The sequence below is a fragment of the Vibrio barjaei genome (genome assembly GCF_001639065.2).
GTDB classification, from domain to species: domain Bacteria; phylum Pseudomonadota; class Gammaproteobacteria; order Enterobacterales; family Vibrionaceae; genus Vibrio; species Vibrio barjaei.
Genome location: NZ_LQXO02000033.1, coordinates 1 through 20,525, shown reverse-complemented (window position 1 = coordinate 20,525; position 20,525 = coordinate 1). Strand labels below are relative to the sequence as shown.

15 protein-coding genes are annotated in these 20,525 nt (G+C 43.7%); 2 read left to right on the top strand and 13 right to left on the bottom strand.

Annotated features, from left to right (window positions below):
- Positions 1–282: 282 nt before the first annotated feature.
- Entirely contained in the window at positions 283–3,246 is a 2,964-nt protein-coding gene (locus AWH66_RS15130; protein ID WP_143081519.1) for an EAL domain-containing protein, read from the top strand.
- A 128-nt stretch (positions 3,247–3,374) separates the two neighbouring features.
- Here AWH66_RS15130 and AWH66_RS15125 read toward each other — a convergent pair whose 3' ends face one another.
- The 5 genes from AWH66_RS15125 to AWH66_RS15105 all read right to left on the bottom strand — a co-directional run bounded on the left by AWH66_RS15125 (position 3,375) and on the right by AWH66_RS15105 (position 10,808).
- Entirely contained in the window at positions 3,375–3,944 is a 570-nt protein-coding gene (locus tag AWH66_RS15125; RefSeq protein WP_062457582.1) for an aldolase/citrate lyase/malate synthase family protein, read from the bottom strand.
- Positions 3,945–4,246: 302 nt separating this feature from the next.
- A complete protein-coding gene (locus AWH66_RS15120) occupies positions 4,247–5,131 on the bottom strand; it encodes a radical SAM protein (RefSeq protein ID WP_063606160.1) in 885 nt (294 codons plus the stop codon).
- 80 nt (positions 5,132–5,211) lie between these two features.
- Complete coding sequence (gene uvrB / locus AWH66_RS15115) at positions 5,212–7,188, bottom strand: excinuclease ABC subunit UvrB (RefSeq protein ID WP_063606159.1); 1,977 nt, start codon at positions 7,186–7,188, stop codon at positions 5,212–5,214.
- 75 nt (positions 7,189–7,263) lie between these two features.
- Positions 7,264–9,051, bottom strand: a complete 1,788-nt coding sequence (locus AWH66_RS15110) for an ABC transporter ATP-binding protein (RefSeq protein WP_063606158.1) — start codon at positions 9,049–9,051, stop codon at positions 7,264–7,266.
- Positions 9,045–10,808, bottom strand: a complete 1,764-nt coding sequence (locus AWH66_RS15105; RefSeq protein ID WP_063606157.1) for an ABC transporter ATP-binding protein — start codon at positions 10,806–10,808, stop codon at positions 9,045–9,047. Before AWH66_RS15105 ends, AWH66_RS15110 begins: the two co-directional genes overlap by 7 nt.
- 328 nt (positions 10,809–11,136) lie before the next feature.
- Here AWH66_RS15105 and AWH66_RS15100 point away from each other — a divergent pair, with 328 nt between their 5' ends.
- Positions 11,137–11,391: a hypothetical protein gene (locus tag AWH66_RS15100; RefSeq protein WP_063606156.1), complete on the top strand. Its 255-nt coding sequence runs from the start codon at positions 11,137–11,139 to the stop codon at positions 11,389–11,391.
- Positions 11,392–11,491: 100 nt separating this feature from the next.
- On the opposite strand, the gene AWH66_RS15095 is transcribed toward AWH66_RS15100, so the two are convergent.
- The 8 genes from AWH66_RS15095 to AWH66_RS15060 form a co-directional block, all read right to left on the bottom strand.
- Positions 11,492–12,490: a succinylglutamate desuccinylase/aspartoacylase family protein gene (locus AWH66_RS15095; RefSeq protein WP_063606155.1), complete on the bottom strand. Its 999-nt coding sequence runs from the start codon at positions 12,488–12,490 to the stop codon at positions 11,492–11,494.
- Positions 12,491–12,684: 194 nt separating this feature from the next.
- Positions 12,685–13,680, bottom strand: a complete 996-nt coding sequence (oppF, locus tag AWH66_RS15090; RefSeq protein ID WP_167360961.1) for a murein tripeptide/oligopeptide ABC transporter ATP binding protein OppF — start codon at positions 13,678–13,680, stop codon at positions 12,685–12,687.
- Positions 13,677–14,648, bottom strand: coding sequence for an ABC transporter ATP-binding protein (gene oppD, locus AWH66_RS15085; RefSeq protein ID WP_063606154.1), 972 nt, complete (start codon positions 14,646–14,648; stop codon positions 13,677–13,679). The genes oppF and oppD overlap by 4 nt, the downstream gene beginning before the upstream one ends.
- Before the next feature lie 19 nt (positions 14,649–14,667).
- The gene (gene oppC, locus AWH66_RS15080; protein ID WP_006071809.1) at positions 14,668–15,570 is read right to left on the bottom strand and encodes an oligopeptide ABC transporter permease OppC; all 903 of its coding nucleotides are present in this window, start codon (positions 15,568–15,570) and stop codon (positions 14,668–14,670) included.
- 11 nt (positions 15,571–15,581) lie between these two features.
- A complete protein-coding gene (gene oppB, locus AWH66_RS15075; RefSeq protein WP_031495785.1) occupies positions 15,582–16,502 on the bottom strand; it encodes an oligopeptide ABC transporter permease OppB in 921 nt (306 codons plus the stop codon).
- A gap of 87 nt (positions 16,503–16,589) precedes the next feature.
- A complete protein-coding gene (locus tag AWH66_RS15070; RefSeq protein ID WP_143081517.1) occupies positions 16,590–18,224 on the bottom strand; it encodes an ABC transporter substrate-binding protein in 1,635 nt (544 codons plus the stop codon).
- Between the two features lie 186 nt (positions 18,225–18,410).
- Positions 18,411–18,704, bottom strand: a complete 294-nt coding sequence (locus tag AWH66_RS15065; RefSeq protein WP_063606153.1) for a hypothetical protein — start codon at positions 18,702–18,704, stop codon at positions 18,411–18,413.
- A gap of 385 nt (positions 18,705–19,089) precedes the next feature.
- Positions 19,090–20,525 (bottom strand): transketolase family protein (locus AWH66_RS15060; protein WP_071487858.1); only part of this gene is annotated, 1,436 nt, incomplete at its 5' end.

Below are 20,525 nucleotides of genomic sequence, written 5' to 3'. Positions count from 1 at the left end.
CTTCTATGTATAGGAAACCTATACCATTGAGCAACCTAGAGTCTGGCAACTCACCATATCGCACCGATGCCCTTTGCTCCTTTAGGGCATTAGTGTTAGCTTCAAACGTACTGAATAGCGCTGGTTCTGCTTCTGTACCTCTCGCCACCTAAGACGCTGTCCGCACAACATCAATAGTTCAACTGATCATCAACAAACATACCATTCCCTGTTCTCTTTACTACACTACTATAAGCAACTCCAACTAGTGACACATTTGTTAATAGCACTGGAAGAGATCATTTGAACAATAATAATAGATCAGTTACCACTGATTCCCTCAGCAAACAAGGCCGTCCATTATCGTCCTTTGATTTACGCTATGTGAGTTTGTTTTTTCTATACATAGTATCTTCATTTCTTTTCTCAATGCTCAGCCCTCAAACTTTAGTTGCATCATTGTGGCCATCAGCTGGTATTGCACTTGCGGGTTGTTTTTTATGGCAGAGACACTTCTTACCTGCAATCTTAGCTGGCTCACTAATATTTAGTATTGGGATTCAATTATTCGATGGGAATGCAATTGACCTCTCTTTAATAGTAACGTCAATTGGAATCAGCTTCGCTTCTACAGTTCAAGCTTGGATAAATTACCGCGTTTTAAGACATCTCTCCCTAAATGTCATTAGCTTAGCCAGCTTTACCAAAGTGACTCTATTTATAGGAGTAGCATTTATATGCTCTCTAATCGGTAGTTTGATAGCAAACCTGCTCATAGAGCCCGCTCATATATTACGCTTTAGCGGGAGCTACTGGGCAAATGTTGTCATTCAATGCGTAGGTGACTTTTTAGGTATTATCATTATTACACCTATCGTTGTTATCTTATTTAAATCGCGCGACCGACTAGCCAACAGACTAAAGCACTCTAGGGCCCTAATATTTCCACTTTCTATTGTTTTTATTACACTTATTATCATTCAAAATTACAGTGATAGAACGCTCAAATCCGACAGCCTCAATGAGGTCCAAGTCCGTTCTCAATTGATTGAAAAAAACCTTAATCATCAAGTAGAAAACTATTTAAAGTCTTTATCAACTCTAGCTAGAAGTCTTTCTGGGAATGGCGACATTACACAAGAAGAGTTTAGAGAGATAACCTTGCCCCTTATCGACAAAACTCCTGGGATTCGAGGGTTTTCTTGGAATCCACTTGTAGAGCAGCGCCATGTAAGTAAGTTTGAAATAGAGACCAATAACCAAAGCTCTTCGGTGTTTAAAGTTCGGGGCACCCCATTGAATGAGTATGATCCTCTCGTTGTTGTAAAATGGATCGAGCCATTTCTTTCCAATGAAAAAGCATTTGGCTTCAATGTGTTCTCTAATGCAGCACGGCGAGAAGCAATGATTCTCGCGCAGAACAATAACTATCCAGTCGCTACAGAAATTATTCAACTTGTCCAACTTGAGACCAAAGAGCCTGGATTTTTAATATTTACTCCGATAAATGATGGACCTTCTCTTGATACCTCAGTTATTACGCGCTCTTTCAATCTATCTGGTTTTGCCGTTGGCGTTTTTGTCGTTGGGGATATTGTTAAAGCAAGTGTGAACAATAGCTCTGCACACTATATGGACGTAGAAATTCTCGACTCTAGTGCTGGAGATGAAGTGATTTACCACTACTTCTCACCAGACAATTTAGCCCCATCTGAGGGCGCAGTAGAGTTTTCTTTTTCTCAACAAGTGACTACTCGAGAGTGGACCGTCGTTTTATCTGTATCACAACAAGTACTCCTTTCTTTAACCGCTCAAAAATCCGTAACATTTCTCATTTATGAGTCTGTGTTTGGTGCTTTAAGTGTACTGCTTATCATGACGGTGTTTAACAATCATAAGGTCTTATTAAGGCGTGTAAAAAGTCGAACTAAAGAACTGGAAGCGTCAAGAGATCAGCTTAAGCATTACGCGTTTAATGATGCACTAACCAACTTACCTAACAGACGCATGTTTATCGAGCAAACTAACCATGCTTTGAGATTGGCCGAACGGAATCGTTCGATCACAGCCGTTCTTTTTCTTGACCTCAATCGTTTTAAACACGTAAACGATAGCCTAGGGCATGACTTTGGCGACAAGTTACTCGTCGAAGTTTCTAAAAGGTTAAGTGGTTGCTTGAGAAGTAGCGACGTATTAGCTCGTTTTGGCGGTGACGAGTTCACAATTCTTATCGAAAACCTTACCAACATAGAACAAACAATCGCTCTATCCAAAAAGATCATTAATGGGTTGCGAAAGCCCATTCAAATTGGGAGAGAATCCCTAACGATTTCAACTAGTATAGGCATTGCCGCTTACCCTAAAGATGGTCAAAATGTCGACGATCTTCTTCGAGCCGCCGATACCGCCATGTATAAAGCAAAAGAGTCATCGGTTGGTTATTTTTGTTACGCGAACACTTTAAGAAAACAAGCACAACACAAACTATTTATTGAATCAGAACTGCCGCGAGCCTTGGAGAAAGGACAATTTGAATTATACTACCAACCTATTATCGAGCTACGCTCTGGGAAGCATCTTGGTTGCGAGTGCTTGCTAAGATGGAACCACCCTACCTATGGAGTAATTTCACCCGATTCATTTATACCTATTGCGGAGGTCTCTGGAGAGATCATTCCTATTGGCGCGTGGGTCATCGAGCAAGCCTGCAAACAGATCAGAGTGTGGCAAGACCACAATATTTACCATAAAAAAGTATCAGTAAACGTATCAGTAGTGCAGCTAGTTTCGGGTCAACTAATTGACGATGTGGTGGATCCACTTCAACGCTACGGGATTTCACCTGAAGCCCTTGAACTTGAAATTACTGAGAGTGTATTAGTACAAAATATGGGCCAAGCCATCAGGTTCATCACAGAGTTGAAGAAGATTGGGGTAAATATAGCTATCGACGACTATGGAACCGGCTATTCCTCGTTAAGTTATTTGAAGCAACTTCCTGTTGATAGCTTAAAAATCGACAGAATTTTCATAGACCAACTTCACCCAGAAGACATGACGATAGTAAGTTCGACGTTACAAATGGCTAATGAGCTTGGTATTAATGTCATTGCGGAAGGGATACAAACCGCAGAACAAATGAAAATCTTGATAGATCACGATTGTCAGTGGGGTCAAGGTTTTCTATTTAGCAAACCACTCCCCCAATCATCCTACACAGCGTTCTGCCAAAACAGCAAACTTAGCCGTTCAGCTCGCTCCAATTGACTCTAGGTCCATTTTAGACACTAAAATCACACAACCGAAGACTAGCGACCGATCGATGATTAAATAGAAAAACCGCGCATACACAGCGCGGTTTTATTTTTTAGCAGTTTGTAAGTGAGCTAGCCAAGCTAATAAGCGAAACAAAAACCTAATTTGTAATCTTCACCACTCTTCGCTGTATATTCCTTGTCTTCATTACTCGCCGTTGGGCGACATTTTTCATCGCCTTTCACCAAGCTTACCCAGTGACGAAGACCCGTGGTTTGATGGCCTTCAGACTGACCAAACGTAGTACACGTTTCTAATTGAATATCAGCAATTTGAACCAGCTGTAGAAACCCGTTGCCTTGACGGCGAGCGAACGTAACTTCTACGTGAGTGCCACTTTCGTCGCGGAATAGAATCGAATCCGGAGAACACTTGTCGCCAGTATAAGCAACAAACTGTTTGGCATGGCGCAGGCCGCTATGTTGACCATTTTTGAAATACGCTTGAACGTGGCGATAGTCAATTTCATAACTTACTACATCTTCGTGAGAACCATTCTCTAGCGGGAACAAGGTATCAAGAAGTTGCTTAGTCATTTGTTGTTTTTGAGTTGGCTTATCAGCGTTGACCATTTCCACGGCAAACACGGCTTCAGCGATAAAATTTTGTGGGTTATGTAGTTCTGTTTTATCGAATGTCTGCATATTCATAGTCTATTCCTTCAGAGGCAATTAATAACAGCTTAAGCAAATACCCTTAACACCTTGATGGTTTGTCTCGTTATTGCTTGATTATTAGAATAGCGCTTTTTTGACAACAATTTCACAACGAAATTTTCACACTGTCAATTTTACAAAATCACTCTGTGTAAAATTCGATAAGGCACTCTTGGAAATCATATTTACTCTTTATTTTTCAATGCGTTAATAAAATAAGACATGCAAAAAACACAAAACCCGCTAAAAGCGAGTTTTGTAAAATTCACTGTGTGAACGAGTAAAAAAGGGGATTTTTACAAACCTCTTTGCCACTCTTGGCGGAGCGAAATTTGTTCTGGATGGTGAATTGCGAGCTCAACTTGTTGCAATAATGCCTCTTTATCTTTACCCAGCACCCCCTTGAGCACTAGATAGTTAGAAGCATGATCTGAGCGGAATATTGTCTTGTCTAACTGTAAGTGTTCAAGCAATAGTTTTATTTCTTTGAATAATTCGGGTTGAGTCAATTGGCGAAAGTCACCGTTATATTCTGCCGCGACGCGCTCTTCACCAAATGGAAAAGACACTACTAAGGTTGAGAGATAGTCTGGCTGAGCGGCATTCATTAGCTTGGCCGAATTCAATGCATGCTGCTCACTCAAAATAGGGCCGCCTAGACCATTTAGGATCATGACAGAACTTTTCATGCCCGCCGCTTTTATCTTGTTTAGCGCGGCCAACGATGATTCAAACGTCTCACCTTTTTTCACTTTAGCTAGTACTTCGTCATCTCCGCTTTCACAACCGATATACATCAAACTCAACCCAAGCTCTCTAAGCTCTGCGAGTTGCTCCGATGTCTTATTGGTTAAATTTCGTGGTAAACAGTAGCTTGAGATACGTTGAATGTTGGGAAGGTAGCGGTGAATTAACTCACAGATCGCTTTAAGGCGATGAAATGGTAATGTCATCGCATCACCATCCGCAAGGAAAACTCGGTGAACTCGTGCACCAGACGCGGCCACTTGCTGCAATTCTTGCTCTAGTTCTTCTAGCTTCTTAGGACGAAACTTCTTCTGAGACTGAGTATACATATCGCAGAAAGTGCATTGATTATGGCTACAACCATTGGTTACTTGTAATATCAGCGACTTCCACTCTGACGGTGGTCTAAAAACCGGTTCAATGTAATTGAGCATCCGATATCCTGTTAAGTAAGTGCGTTAGCGAAATCGTAACGCACTTTGACCTCTCGTCCAACGAACAAGATGAGCTAGAACTACATAAATATGAACTGCCTATATAAACTATCCAGTTCCGCTCGTATTTGACGAATTTGTGCATCATTTTGCGCGGATACCGCTTCAAGCAGTCCTTTCTCGCGCGCGGTGATTTGTTGACAAAGACTAGCAAGAGTGTCGCAAAACGCGACATTATGACAAGCCTGCTGCTGCGCCTCTTCCATTGCTGATGCCACTTTACGACGCGATGTCGCGGGCACAATGGCATTTGCTTGATTATAAACTTGTTGTCTTTTACGTCTTTGTAGCGATTCGTCTATCGCTTGCTTCATGGCGGGTGTGATTCTATCGGCATACAAAATCGCCTTACCATTGGCATTTCGTGCTGCTCGACCAATGATCTGAATCAGCGCTTCTACCGAACGTAGAAATCCTGCGTGGTCCGCGTCGAGAATGGCAACCAAGGAAGCTTCTGGAATATCCAGCCCTTCTCTGAGTAGGTTGATACCAATCAAGACATCAAACTCCCCAGCCCTTAATCCATTGATAATATCGACTCTTTCTGAGGTTTTAATATCGGAATGTAAATAACGAACGCGTATTCCCTGCTCCGCCATATAGTCGTTTAACGACTCCGCACTTACCTTAGTTAAAGTGGTCACGAGCACTCGTTCATTATTATTGGTACGCTGACGTATCTCCTTTAACAGGTCTTCCATATTGTTAGCTGATGGGCGCACCTCAACCTCAGGATCAAGCAAACCTGTTGGTCGAATAATTTGTTCAACCACCACTCCACCTGAACGCTGAACTTCGTATTTTCCTGGCGTCGCAGAAACGAAAATGGTCTGCGGTTTTGCCTTTTCAAATTCACTGAACGTCAGTGGGCGATTATTTAAGGCTGAAGGAAGACGAAACCCGTAATCAATAAGGGTATCTTTACGACTTCGGTCTGATTTCGACATTGCTGAAATCTGAGGAACCATCACGTGAGACTCGTCGATAAACACCAGCCCATCCTTAGGTAGGTAATCCATTAATGTCGTCGGCGGTAGCTCAGGATCTCGTTCATTAAGATAGCAGGCATAGTTTTCGATACCGGAGCAATAACCGTATTGCTGCATCATTTCAATATCATGCATACACCGTTCGTAAAGCCTTGCCGCCTCGGTTAATCGGTTTTCTTCGTTGAGCTGTCTAACTCTTTGTTCCATTTCAATACGGATCAACTCACTGGCTTTACGGACTTTTTGTGGTGACGACGCATAGAGTGTTTTAGGTGAAATCTTGTACTCTGTGCAAGATTTTAAGAGTGTACCCGCGATAGGGTCAACCCAATCAAGATGCTGAATAACTCCGTTATTTAAAGTAATGCGAATAGCATCTTGGGCAGAATCAGCTGGAAACACATCTATTTCGTCGCCACGAATGCGAAAACCAGCGCGCTCTAATTTGGGCTCGGTAAGGGTATATTGTAAGCGTGTTAATCGTTCAGCTAAGTCAGCTTTATCTAGCGCCTCACCTACTGCGAGCGAAATTTGTAAGTCTCGATAAGCTTGCGGATCGCCTAACCCGTAGACAGAAGAAACGGAAGCCACCACGATAACGTCTCTTCTCTCAATCAGTGACTTGGTTGCCGAGAGCCTGAGTCGCTCTAGCTGTTCATTAATCGCGGAGTCTTTGCGAATAAAACGGTCGCTGCCGGGAATGTAGACTTCTGGCTGAAAGTAATCGTAATAGGAAACAAAATACTCAACGGCATTCTCGGGAAAGAAGTGACACATCTCACTATATAACTGGGCAGCTAATGTTTTGTTATGAGCAAGAATCAACGTGGGTCGTTTCAGGCGATGGATAATATTTGCCATCGTGAATGTTTTACCCGACCCCGTTACGCCTTGTAATGTTTGATGGCTTTTACCACCTTCGATGCCTGAGATTAAACGAGCGATGGCTTCAGGCTGGTCTCCTGAAGGTGGATATGCGGAATGAAGAATGAATTTGTTTTTAGACATATACTCGCCCTCTGAAGAACAGTACTAAAGTATATGCCTATAATCGTCAAAGTGACTAAGCGAAGCTTGCTCGAATCATATAGCTTCAGCAGAATCGACCTTACTTGTGTCCCTTGTCGACTCACTTAACAACCCTGCATAGATGCCATTAATAGACACCAATTGTCGATGATTGCCCTGTTCGACTATTCGACCCTTTTCTAATACTAGAATTTGATCCGAGTGTTTGATGGTACTTAAACGGTGAGCAATAGCGATAACCGTTTTTTCCTCAAATAAACGCTGCATGGCTTTCTGAATAAGATCTTCAGTAATCGAATCTACAGAGCTTGTCGCTTCATCAAGCATCATAATCTGTCCGCCTTGAGCAACTGCTCGAGCAAACGAAATAAGCTGCGTCTGCCCCACCGATAAGTTCGAACAATTCTTATCTAAAACCGAGTCATAACTTCGAGGTAACTGTTCTATAAATCGATCAGCATAGACATAGCGTGCGGCTTGCTCAACTTGTTCACGCTCAATCCCCGGTTTACCAAGGGCGATATTGAACTCGATACTTTCTTCAAACAAATGAACATCTTGCATCATCATCGAAAATAGGTGTGCCGAGTCATCCACTGAAATCTTCGATAACTCAATGCCATTTAACAGAATACTGCCCTCATAATCTTGATAGGTTTTTGAAATCAATCTCATGATGGTTGATTTTCCAGAGCCAGTAGAACCTACCAAGGCAATTTGATGGCCTTTTTTAAGTACGAAAGAGACATCTTTCAGTACATACGGAGCATCTTGCTTATATCGGAAACTAACATTAATGAATTCTAAGCTCACAAACTCTTGCAATGGTTGTTGGACCTGATGACTCGGTAACAAGGTTCGACCTTGTTCCTCGGTCGGCTCAACAAACAGTTCTTCGATATGATCAAACGCCGCAAACGAGCTTTGAATAGAGGCAATTTGAGAGGTGAAATCACGAATCGGCACAAACACTTTTTCTAGCGTATTAATAAAGGCAATCAGTACACCTAAAGTCAGCGTTCCGGCTAGCACTTGTTCAGAGCCATACCAAATCATGAGACCAATGGTTACCGACGTCACACCAGAAATGAAAGAGAATAAGATAGCGTCATACTTATTGATTTTCTTTTGAGCAACCAAAAACTCGTCAATATGGCCATTGTATTTCGCTTCTACTTTCTCTTCAGCGCGATACATTTGAATGGTACTCATACCAAACAACAATTCTTGTAGATAACCGATACCTCTTGCCAAGGAAGCGCGCGTTATCTTATGTAAAGCTCTTAGACGATGACGTACATACACCGTTAAATACATAACCGGAGGCATGACTACTAATACGATCAAAGTCAGCTTCCAATCGATAAATAGCATCATTACCAACAAGGCAATGGTGTTTATTGAATCCTTTACCAACCCGACAACCGATTGCACAAACGTTTCACCGATAGTCTCTAAATCACTCGTCAAACGTGACAACGTGACGCCTGCTGGCGTATTGTCGAAATAGCTGCGCGGAAGTCTGAGTACGCGTTCAAACAACACTGCGCGCATGTCGGTAATCGTTAGCTGACCAGTTTTTCTTAAATTGTAAGCATAAGTGGTGTCCACCACGTACCCGGCAATAAGGACTAGAACCAAATACGCCACATATTGCATTAACCCAGCGAAGTCATTTTGTCCTAACTGAACATCAATCACTTGGATAATTAACCAGGGGAATAACAAGCTGGTTGCGACCGACAAAGGAAGCATAGCAATACCAATCAGAGCGGTTTTCTTGTATTTCTTAGCGAACTTGAAGAAGTGCTTGAGATACTTTAAGTCGACACCTTTTAACATGCGCTCGCCTCCGCTTCATTTTGCTGAAGCTGCCACGTTTCCAAATAGTACGGGCATGTTTTCAGTAACGTTTTATGGTCACCTTTCGCAATTATCTTGCCTTCATTAAGTACGATGATCTCATCCATATATTCTAAAGCGTTAACACGGTGCGATACCACGAGCACCGACTGGTGTTTGAGTCGCTCAAACAACCCATTCAATATTTTACGTTCAGTTTCGTAATCAACCGCAGAGAGTACATTATCCATAATGACAAGGTCGGCAGGCTCTAAGAGTGCTCGTGCAATGCTCAATCTCTGCTTTTGCCCACCAGAGAGCATAATGCCTTTTTCACCTACCAGTGTTTGATCACCATCCTCAAACCTAGTCACATCGTTTGCGAGCTGGCTCAGCGAGAGCACTTCGTCCACTTGCTCCTTAGTTGCATCATTATTAGCACTACCAAATCGAATATTCTCTTCTACCGTGGCCGAGAACAGATAAGGATCTTGGGTGACGGTTTTAACATAGCGACGTAAGTCACTGCGGGCAAAATCCGTAATATCTTTACCACCTAAGAAAATCGCATTAGTGGGAACATCTAAATGATGATTCAAGCAGTTCACCAAGGTCGTTTTGCCTGAGCCGATTCCACCAAGTACCCCTACTTTTTTCCCCGCTGGAATGTCAAAGCTGATATTGTCCAAAATCAGCCGTTCATCATTTGGATAATGAAAACTCAAATTTCTTACCGATAACGACTCCCCTTTCAACTGTTCAACATCCTCATCAGCGAGACGAGTTTGATCAGTTTCAGGGATTTTAGCATTGAGGATAGTTTGAGCACTTTGAATACCAACAATACCTCGCTGGTAGATGGTCGCGATTCGACCAAGCTGCATCAATGGCATAGCCAGTAATACAGAATAAGTAAGAAATGCGGTAATTTCGCCAAGAGTTAACTCTTGATTCATCAGCATGTAACCGCCTAGACCGAGAATTAGTATCTTCATTAAGTCATTGGCGTAATCAAGTACCGGTAAAAAGAACACCTGAATCCGAGTAATCTGCATTCGGCAACGCAACAGTTGCTGATTAAGCTTCTCTATTTCTGTAGTTACCCAAGGTGACATACGTTGATTCTTAATCAAGTCGATACCTGACAAGTAACTCATAAGCTGAGCAGACAAACTTTGTAGTCGATTCATATGCTCAGTGTGCAACACTTTCATTCGCTTAAATCCAATGCGGAAAATCACAAAAGCAATGGAGATTGGAATGACTGAATACATAGTCAGTTCTGGAGAGATACGCCACATCCAAATTGGTGTCAGAGAAAGAGCAAACATGGTGTTGAAGAACTGAAGAAAGCCAATCCCAAACATCAGTCGAACCCCCATCACATCGTTATTCATGATAGAAATAAGTCGACCTGACGCAAACTTCTCATGGTAGCTATTTGGTAGCCGATTGAGCTGTTTTAACAATCTATTTTTAAGTGCAGCTTCCGCAATCCTTCCGGGATTAAGCGCATACACTCGAGACAGAATACGTACCACAACCATAGCTACAGACATACCCACTACGATGGCGACGTAGGTTTGCAATTGTTGATGACCGTCATTCGACGCATCATCAATCAGATCTATCGCCAGTTGGATATAGCGTGGAATTTCTACTTGCAGCCAGTTTACGAGAAAAATAAAAATGATCGCGAAAATATAGGATTTACGATTCATATACAAATAGTGCGAAATCAACTGCCTAGTGTTCATAAAGCTCTTTATTTGGAAAGATTTAGGGGCGTACTAGTCGATGCTGATATGACCAGATTGTGTCAGTAGCATAGGATTAGCTTTAGAATATGGTTGATAATATCAACTTTAATTAGTCTTGTGAATGGATTCATAAAATTTATCCCGAACTAAACTCACTAATACTTGTTCTGCTCCTTCTAAGTTGTAGCAGGGTGTTTATGCGTCGTCCTGCCTAAAATCAAACAAGACATGATCTTAGTCATAAGAAACTCACTTTTTATCCAGTATCATCGAAACGCACTGGACTTACTTTTTTCTAGTAAAAACTATATAAGTGACCTATCCGATGACACAAAATATAAACTCTATTACCTTCGATATGGTCGACACAGCAATCACAAGAGTGGAACACGCTAACCATATCAATTTGGAAGCACTCAAGAACACACTGAGTGTTAATCCTGATCAGGCAGTAGAGATGTTCAACTCTTTGATTTGCATAGACTCTATCGATGACAAATTTAAGCAAATCATGAATAGTTACCCACAGCTACTAGATAACGCTCAGCACCTTTTAGAAACCTCTATTTTGCTGAGTTAATAATTTGCATTTTGAAATCATGAAAAAGCTCTCTATTCAGAGAGCTTTTTTGTGGCCGCTATTTGAAACTATCGTATCGTAGAGCACTCGAAACGCACAGTTATCTAATTAACCGAACAAGCAGTGAACCCGGTGCTCTTACCGACTCTACATTGTGACTAATCACCACGCCGTCTGAAGATGACAAGTACTCTTCTATAACATCACCGAAACTGTTGTATTGCGTCGCTACCTTTTGACCTTCTGATATCTTATCGAGCAACTCAACATGGCTGATCACAAACCCGCCTTGATTCGCTCGAATACTGACAATTTGCTCGCCCTCAGTACAAGGTAAAGTTTGCGGCACCACTTCACCATCAATTAACTGATACGAGCGCAGAATATTCAGCACCCCATCTACCGCACGTTGCACCATGTTTAGGTCAGAATAGCGCCCTACGCCAACTTCAATCGTAATTGAGGGAATGTCTGCTCGGTTATACGCAGTTTCAAGAATGCCAGGATCCCCTGGGTCGTTTAAAATAATATCGGGGTTCAGCAGACGCGCCATTCGAATGGCGTCATCAAGTCGATAATCAGCAAACACATACAGTGGATACGCTGCGCCAGAAGTCTGGGAATGTAGATCAACGGCTAGATCTGCGTTGGGCTGAAGAAGGTTGGTCCAAAGGCTGTGCGAAAAACGATTCGCATCATCGCCGTCTGGGCTGCCGGGGAAAACGCGATTCAAATTAGAAGTGGAACTATCCGGAGCAGCGGAGTGGTAATCTCGACTGTGGCGTGCGATCCCAGACAGGTTCACTGTCGGCACAATGGTGACGGTACCGGCATTCATTTTACCAATTAGCTCTCTAGCCAACTGCTGAGCCGTTAGGATCCCATTTTGCTCATCACCATGAATACCAGCGGTAATCATAATTCGTTTTCCAGGGCGAGCGCCCTTGAACACACGAACGGGCAACGTCTGGGGATGACCTATGGCGTCGGTAGCAACCGCAAACCAAAATTTATGCTCACCCGGTTCTAAACCTTCTACATCCAGAGCCTGTATCGTTGGATACATAGGCACAATACATTCGTTAAGTGGTTTAGACATAGTATCTCCGGCGCTAACACAAAGTGTCATCATAACATTGATATAACACCAGTACAGTGCTGAATCACCGAGTTACATCCTACCCGTACTATCGGAACAATAGTGGTAGAACTGATTGATAAGACTGAGTTTAAGTTAAGTATGAAGGCGATAAAAAGTTTCATAAAGGCGGCAGGGTAACTGCCGCCGTTTTCTTATGCTAAAAGGCAAGATACCGAGTGCACTTCGTCACCAGTTAATATCGGCTTTTCCTTGGCGCAGGTTTCATTGGCTAGTGGACAGCGGGTGCGGAAAACACAACCTGAAGGAGGGTTGATTGGAGAAGGCAAATCCCCTTCCAACATCTCGATGGTTTTCGAGCGCTCAATGTGAGGATCTGGTATTGGTACCGCTGACATCAAGGCTCGAGTATAAGGATGCTTTGGCTCATCAAACAACGCCTCTGCCTCTCCCAACTCTACCGCGTTCCCTAAGTACATCACCAACACGCGGTCTGAAATGTGTTTGACTACTGACAGATCGTGAGCAATAAAGACCAAACTCAGTCCTAGCTCCTTTTGTAGCGCTTTCAATAAATTCACCACCTGCGCTTGAATCGATACATCCAATGCTGATACTGGCTCATCGCAGATGATCATTTTGGGACGCAAAATCAGTGCTCGGGCAATACCGATACGCTGACACTGGCCACCAGAAAACTCATGGGGGTAGCGGTTAATCACATTGGGTAATAAACCTACTTTCGCCATCATTTCTTTAACGCGTTGCTTCACTTCTTGTTTGCCAAGCTCTGGATAAAATGTCTCTAGGGGCTCAGCAATGATATCTCCTACTGTCATGCGAGGATTGAGAGACGCCAGCGGATCTTGGAAAATCATCTGGATTTCCTTGCGCGTCTCCCTGCGCTGCACAGAGTGCATTTTAGTAAGGTCATTCCCAAGCCAGACCACCTCACCATCGGTAGCTTCAACTAAACCAATTATCGCTCGTGCGAATGTGGATTTACCGCAACCTGACTCACCTACTACTCCGAGTGTTTCTCCTTCATAAAGACGGACATTGACTCCATCGACCGCTTTCAACTGAGAAGCCTTACTCCATGGCCATGCGGATTTCGAAGCAATGCTGAAGTGTACTTTGAGCTGTTTTACATCTAAAAGCAGGTTTTTGTTATCTTTCATAGCATTCATTTGGTCCAAGTCTCCCAATCAGAGAAGCAGGCACGCTGGCGATTATCGGCAAAGTTCTCTAACGCTGGCGCCGTAACGCTGCACTGCGGAATAGCACGGTGGCAACGTTCTTGATACGGACAGCCCGGTGGTAAGCGAAGCAAGTTAGGTGGATTGCCGGGAATAGTAGGAAGTATCTCCCCTTCCGTGTCCAATCGAGGAATAGCCTTAAGCAGCCCCTCTGCATAAGGATGACTTGGGTTATAAAAAATATCATCCACAGTCCCATACTCCATGGTACGGCCTGCATACATGACCAATACCTTGTCGCAGGAACCAGCGACTACACCCAAATCATGGGTAATCATAATGATCGCCGTATTGAACTCAGTTTTAAGCTCATTCAATAGGTCCATGATCTGCGCCTGAACAGTTACGTCCAACGCAGTGGTGGGCTCATCAGCGATCAACAGCTTAGGGCGACATAAAAGAGCCATGGCGATCATCACGCGTTGGCGCATGCCTCCTGAAAATTCATGAGGGTACATGGAGATACGAGTACGGGCTTCAGGAATCTTCACCGCCTCCAGCATACGCACAGATTCTTCCAGCGCCTCCGCTTTACCCATCCCTTTGTGCAGCATCAGGACTTCCATCAATTGGTCACTGACCTTCATGTATGGATTGAGAGAAGTCATTGGGTCTTGGAAGATCATTGCAATCTGTTCTGCACGAACTTTATTCAGTTCTTTTTCAGACAGATTAAGAATTTCACGACCTTCAAATTTAGCACTACCGGAGACAATGCCATTCTTTGCCAGTAAACCCATAATCGAGAAAACGGTTTGTGACTTACCGGAACCAGACTCGCCGACGATCCCCAACGTTTCGCCTTGGTTTAACGCGAAATTGAGGTCATTCACGGCCGTTACTAAGCCATCCTGCGTCTTAAACTCAACTCGCAGATCTTTTACATCTAATAAACTCATTATTTTTCCTTAGTCACGACTATCTGTCTTTTGGATCCAGCGCGTCACGAAGACCATCGCCAACGTAGTTAAAGCAAAATAGTGTGACCACCATGAAAATAGCAGGGAAAGCCAGTTGCCAAATAGCCACTTCCATTGTCTGGGACCCTTCCTGCAGCAGCGCGCCCCAACTTGTCATTGGCTCTTGCACGCCTAATCCAAGAAACGATAAAAACGACTCGGTTAAAATCATGCTCGGAATAAGTAGCGTCGAATAAACCGCAACAATACCCAATACATTCGGCACAATATGCCGTGTAATGATTCGCCAGTTGCTCACACCACTGACATGAGCCGCCTCGATAAACTCTTTACTACGAAGACTTAACGTTTGGCCACGTACAATTCGAGCCATGTCCAACCAGGCAATTGCGCCGATAGCGACAAAAATCAGCACGATGTTGCGACCAAAGAAGGTTACTAACACGATCACCAGAAACATAAATGGCACTGCATAGAGAATTTCAAGCACACGCATCATAACGCGGTCCACTCTGCCGCCAATAAATCCAGAGGTCGCCCCATACAAAGTCCCAATGAGCACAGCAACCAGTGCACCGAGCACACCAACCATCAATGAAATACGTCCACCGATTAGCGTTCGCACATAGAGATCTCGCCCTAAGCTATCCGTCCCAAACCAGTGCTCTGCACTTGGTGCAGCGTGCATGGCATACCAATCCGTATCATCAAAGGTGTAACTTGCAACCATAGGAAGGAAAATCACTGCCATGGTCATTACAAACAGAATCAACAAACTCACCATCGCAGCTTTGTTGCGCATAAAACGAATTCGCGCGTCTTGCCACAAGCTTCGACCTTCAATTTCTAAACTTTCTGAAAACTTCTCGACAGCTTCCAAGTTTTCTTTTTTCGTTAGCATCACTCACTTCCTCAGTAACGAATTTTCGGGTCGATCATCGCAAGCAAAATATCCACGATGGCGTTGAATAGAATGAAGAGGAAACCAATCAGAATGGTCACCCCCATCACTAACGAATAGTCTCGGTTAAAAGCCGCGTTAACAAACAGCTTGCCGATACCCGGTAAGCCAAAAATAGTTTCGATAACAACGGAGCCAGTAATAATACCGACAAAAGCAGGCCCCATATACGACACTACAGGCAGTAAAGCAGGCTTTAACGCATGCTTAAGAACGATGTAGGAATAACTCAGCCCTTTGGCTCGCGCTGTACGAATGAAATTACTGTTGAGCGTTTCTATCATGCTGCCTCTAGTGATACGAGCGAAGGTCGCCACATACAAAAGCGACATCCCGATAACGGGTAGTACAATGTACTTCAGACCACCGTCGTGCCACCCCCCTGCTGGAAACAGGTGCCAGTGCAGTGAGAACAAGTAAATCAGTGCCGGAGCTAACACGAAGGATGGCATCACGACACCTAACATCGCGGTCGACATAATGGTGTAATCGACCCAGGTATTTTGCTTTAAGGCGGCAATCGTACCGACTGTGACTCCCATAATGAGGGTAAAGATAAACGCGACTAACCCCACTTTCGCCGATACCGGCAGTGCCACAGCGATCAATTCGTTAACCGTGTAATCTTGATACTTGAATGAGGGACCAAAATCTCCATGGAGGACATTAGATAGGTAGGTCGTGTACTGCTCAAATACTGGCTTGTCTAGGCCATATTTAGCTTCAATATTTGCCATGACTTCAGGGGGAAGTGGGCGTTCACTTGAAAAAGGGTTACCCGGTGCAAAACGCATCAGAAAAAAAGATACGGTGATCAACACCAATAACGTTGGTATTGCTTCCAATATCCGCTTCATGATGAACTTAATCATAAACGTGTCCAGTTTGAAATTATGAATAACAGAAGGACACTGCATGTACGATCACATACAGAGTCCTTGCTGACTTTTTAACAATGATTACTTAGCTTTGATGTAAAGGTCTTTTGCGTAGATCTTGTCTTCCGCGTTCCCTTCGGGATAACCGCCAAGTTGAGGTGAAACGAGACGTGTCGTCACGTATTGATAGATTGGAGCTAAAGGCATGTCTTTCGACAGCTGTGCCTCTGCGTCATAGTAGAGCTGAGTGCGCTCAGACTCGGATTTTGAGTTGAGGGCTTTGTCGATAATGGCATCATAAGCTGGACTCTTATAATGAACACCACCATTGACGTTATCGCTCATCATCAAAGTTAAGAAGGTCGATGCTTCGTTGTAGTCTCCACACCACGCAGCACGCGTGACGTCAAAGTTGCCTTGGTCCCTACTCGCTAGGTAAGACTTCCATTCTTGGTTCTCCAGGTGAACATTAACCCCGAGTTTTTTCTTCCACATCGACGAAATAGCCACCGCAATTTTCTTATGATTTCCCGACGTGTTATACAGCAGGCTGAAATCTAGCGGGTGGTCTTTATCGTAACCAGCCTCTGCCAGCAACGCCCGCGCTTTCTCATCTCTTTGTTTTTGCGTTAGCTTGCCGTATTCCGGCAATTGTGGCGAAAATCCCGCGGTGATTTCTGGCGTTAGGAAGTAGGCGGGTTTCTGTCCCTGCCCTAAAATGGCTTTAGTGATAATGTCACGGTCAATAGCATAAGACAGTGCTTTACGGACTCTTACATCGTTAAACGGTGCTTTCATTGCGTTGAACTGATAGTAATAACTGCATAAGTTGCCCTTGATGGCGACATCCTGCGGATACTCTTTTTGAAGGCGATGGAAATGCTCGTTTGGCACCTCGTTAGTCATCTGAATTTCACCCGACAGGAAACGGTTCATTTCAGCAACTTGATCCTCAATAGGCAAGAAAGTGACTTTGTTGATCACTGTATGTTCATTGTCCCAGTAATTAGGATTTCGCTTCAGCTCTAAACGCTCATTCACCACCCATTTTTCCGGAAGGTATGCGCCATTGCCAACAAAGTGCTCCGGTTTAGTCCACTTCTCGCCCCATTTTTCAATTGTCGCTTTATGTACTGGCATCATAGTGGTGTGAGCCAGCATCTTAACGAAATACGGAACTTCGGTATCCAGTGTCACTTTCAGTGTGTAGTCGTCAACGGCCTCAACACCTAATTCAGATATATCTTTCTTACCTTCAATAATATCTTGCGCGTTTTTCATCTTGGTTGAAGAGAGATACCAAGCGTAAGGAGACGCTGTTTTCGGATCCACAGCTCGACGGAAACTGTAGACGAAATCTCCCGCAGTCACAGGATCGCCGTTGGACCATTTTGCATTGTGGCGTAAGTGGAAAGTGAAGGTCTTATTGTCAGGAGTATCCCAAGATTCGGCCACACCAGGAATGGTTTCACCATTGGCATCCTGTGTCACCAGACCTTCCAACAGATCACGAATGACGTTTGACTCTGGAACACCTTCTGACTTTTGAGGGTCAATGGTTGCTACTTCTGTGCCATTGCCTCGTACGAATTCTTGTTTTTTCGCTAGTTTAGTTCCTGCTGGGACGTTAGCTGCATAGGATGACTGAACAATAGTAGGGCTAAGTATGCCCGTACTAATTAGTAGTGCTATTTTCGTTTTATTAATAGTTAACATGTTGTGCCTGCATCTTTTAATTGTGATTAAACTGGAGAATTAACTCCGTTTGATTCAAAAGTATTTTTTACGCAAAGATGTAACACAAAAAGATAAATCTTATTCACATTAAAGAAATTTGATAGATAGGTAACGTTTTTATCACATTATATTAATGTCAATCAGTACCTATAAATCATTCTATTATCATAGAAATTGTTTTACTTTATCTATATCTGTTTGGAACGTATCAGCGCCGACAATAGTGACCACTTGCTCAATAACTTTGATTTCTTCAGTGTCAAATTTATGATGTGGATCGACTAAGTTCCATACATGAAGAGGACTTGGAGACCATCGTTTGAACAAGGAATTTAAAGCTCGATCTTGGCTTCGGGTGAGTTGTTTATGGATATTTTTGGCACCTTTAAGTCTCAAAGGACCGTTTATGTAGACATCTGCCATATGAAGCATCAATCTTATTCGTGTTGTTTCGAACATTATATTTAGTTTCCTGCAGTGCTCTACGACTTATTACACACAACAAAATATCGTTATTCTCCATTTATAGTGAACCATGTCTAGATAACATACTTTCTCAGAAGGATTAATGTGAAGCACTGATAAATTATTCGCAGTTATTTTCTGATATACAGTAATTAATTAGGCAAGAGATGAAATATTTCCATCGAAATATAGCCTTATTTAAAAACTGACCATTCTAGGTGTACATGAACAGTTAAATAATATTAACACTCTGAGGGTAAATATGGCTCAATAGATCACATTATGTAATGTGTATTGATGAAAGGGATGGTTCTCGATTCTTGAGGCAGGTTGTACGACATAAAGGAAACTTGTCACTTCTTATGCCGTACAAGGTCACCTATGCCAATAGCGATTTCGCGATCGCCACAACGTTTTCAGTCGTGAAGCCGAACATTTTGAATAGCTCGCCTGCTGGTGCAGACTCACCAAATGTCGTCATACCGATGATCTTGCCACCGAAGCCAACATACTTGTACCAGTAATCGGCAATCCCTGCTTCAACCGCGATACGCTTAGTCACAGCCGCTGGAAGAACTGCTTCACGGTATGCTTCATCTTGCGCGTCAAATACGTCAGTAGAAGGAAGAGACACTACGCGTACTTTCTTACCTTCAGCCGTTAGCTCAGCGTAAGCGTTTGTTGCTAGCTCAACTTCAGAACCTGTCGCAATAAGGATTAGCTCAGGCGTGCCTTCGCAATCTTTCAGGATGTAGCCACCTTTAGCAACGTTTGCTAGCTGCTCAGCGTCACGATCTTGCTGCGTTAGGTTTTGACGAGAGAAGATCAGCGATGTTGGGCCGTCTTTACGCTCAATCGCGTATTTCCAAGCAACCGCAGACTCAACCTGGTCACATGGGCGCCATGTGCTCATGTTTGGTGTCACGCGCAGTGATGCGATTTGCTCAACCGGTTGGTGTGTCGGACCATCTTCACCCAGACCGATAGAATCGTGAGTGTAAACTTGGATGTTTTGCACTTTCATCAATGCAGCCATGCGCATTGCGTTACGAGCGTATTCCATGAACATTAGGAATGTTGCTCCGTAAGGGACGAAACCACCGTGCAAAGCAATACCATTAATGATCGCCGTCATACCGAATTCACGTACGCCGTAGTGGATGTAGTTACCAGACGCATCGTCAGCCGTTAGCGACTGAGAGCCAGACCACATGGTGAGGTTTGATGGCGCTAGGTCAGCAGAGCCGCCCATGAATTCTGGAAGCATCTTACCGAATGCTTCTAGAGCATTTTGAGACGCTTTACGTGAGGCAATGTTTGCTGGGTTAGCTTGAAGCTCAGCAATGATCTTGCTTGTTTCTGCTTCCCATACAGCAGGAAGCTCACCGTTCACACGGCGCTTAAACTCAGCTGCAAGTTCTGGGTAAGCCGCTTCATAAGCCGCTAGCTTCTCGTTCCAAGCTGCTTCTTTTGCACTACCCGCTTCGTTTGCATCCCACTGTGCTTTGATATCAGCTGGGATTTCGAATGGACCGTGTTCCCAACCTAGGAATTCGCGTGCCGCTGCAATTTCGTCGTGACCTAGTGGTGCACCGTGACAATCGTGCGAGCCTGCTTTGTTTGGTGAACCAAAACCGATGATGGTTTTAGTACAGATAAGTGTTGGACGTGGATCCGCTTTTGCCGCTTCAATCGCTGCATTGATTGCATCAGCATCGTGACCATCTACTGCAGGGATTACGTGCCAGCCGTATGCTTCGAAACGCTTAGGTGTATCGTCAGAGAACCAACCTTCCACTTCACCGTCAATAGAGA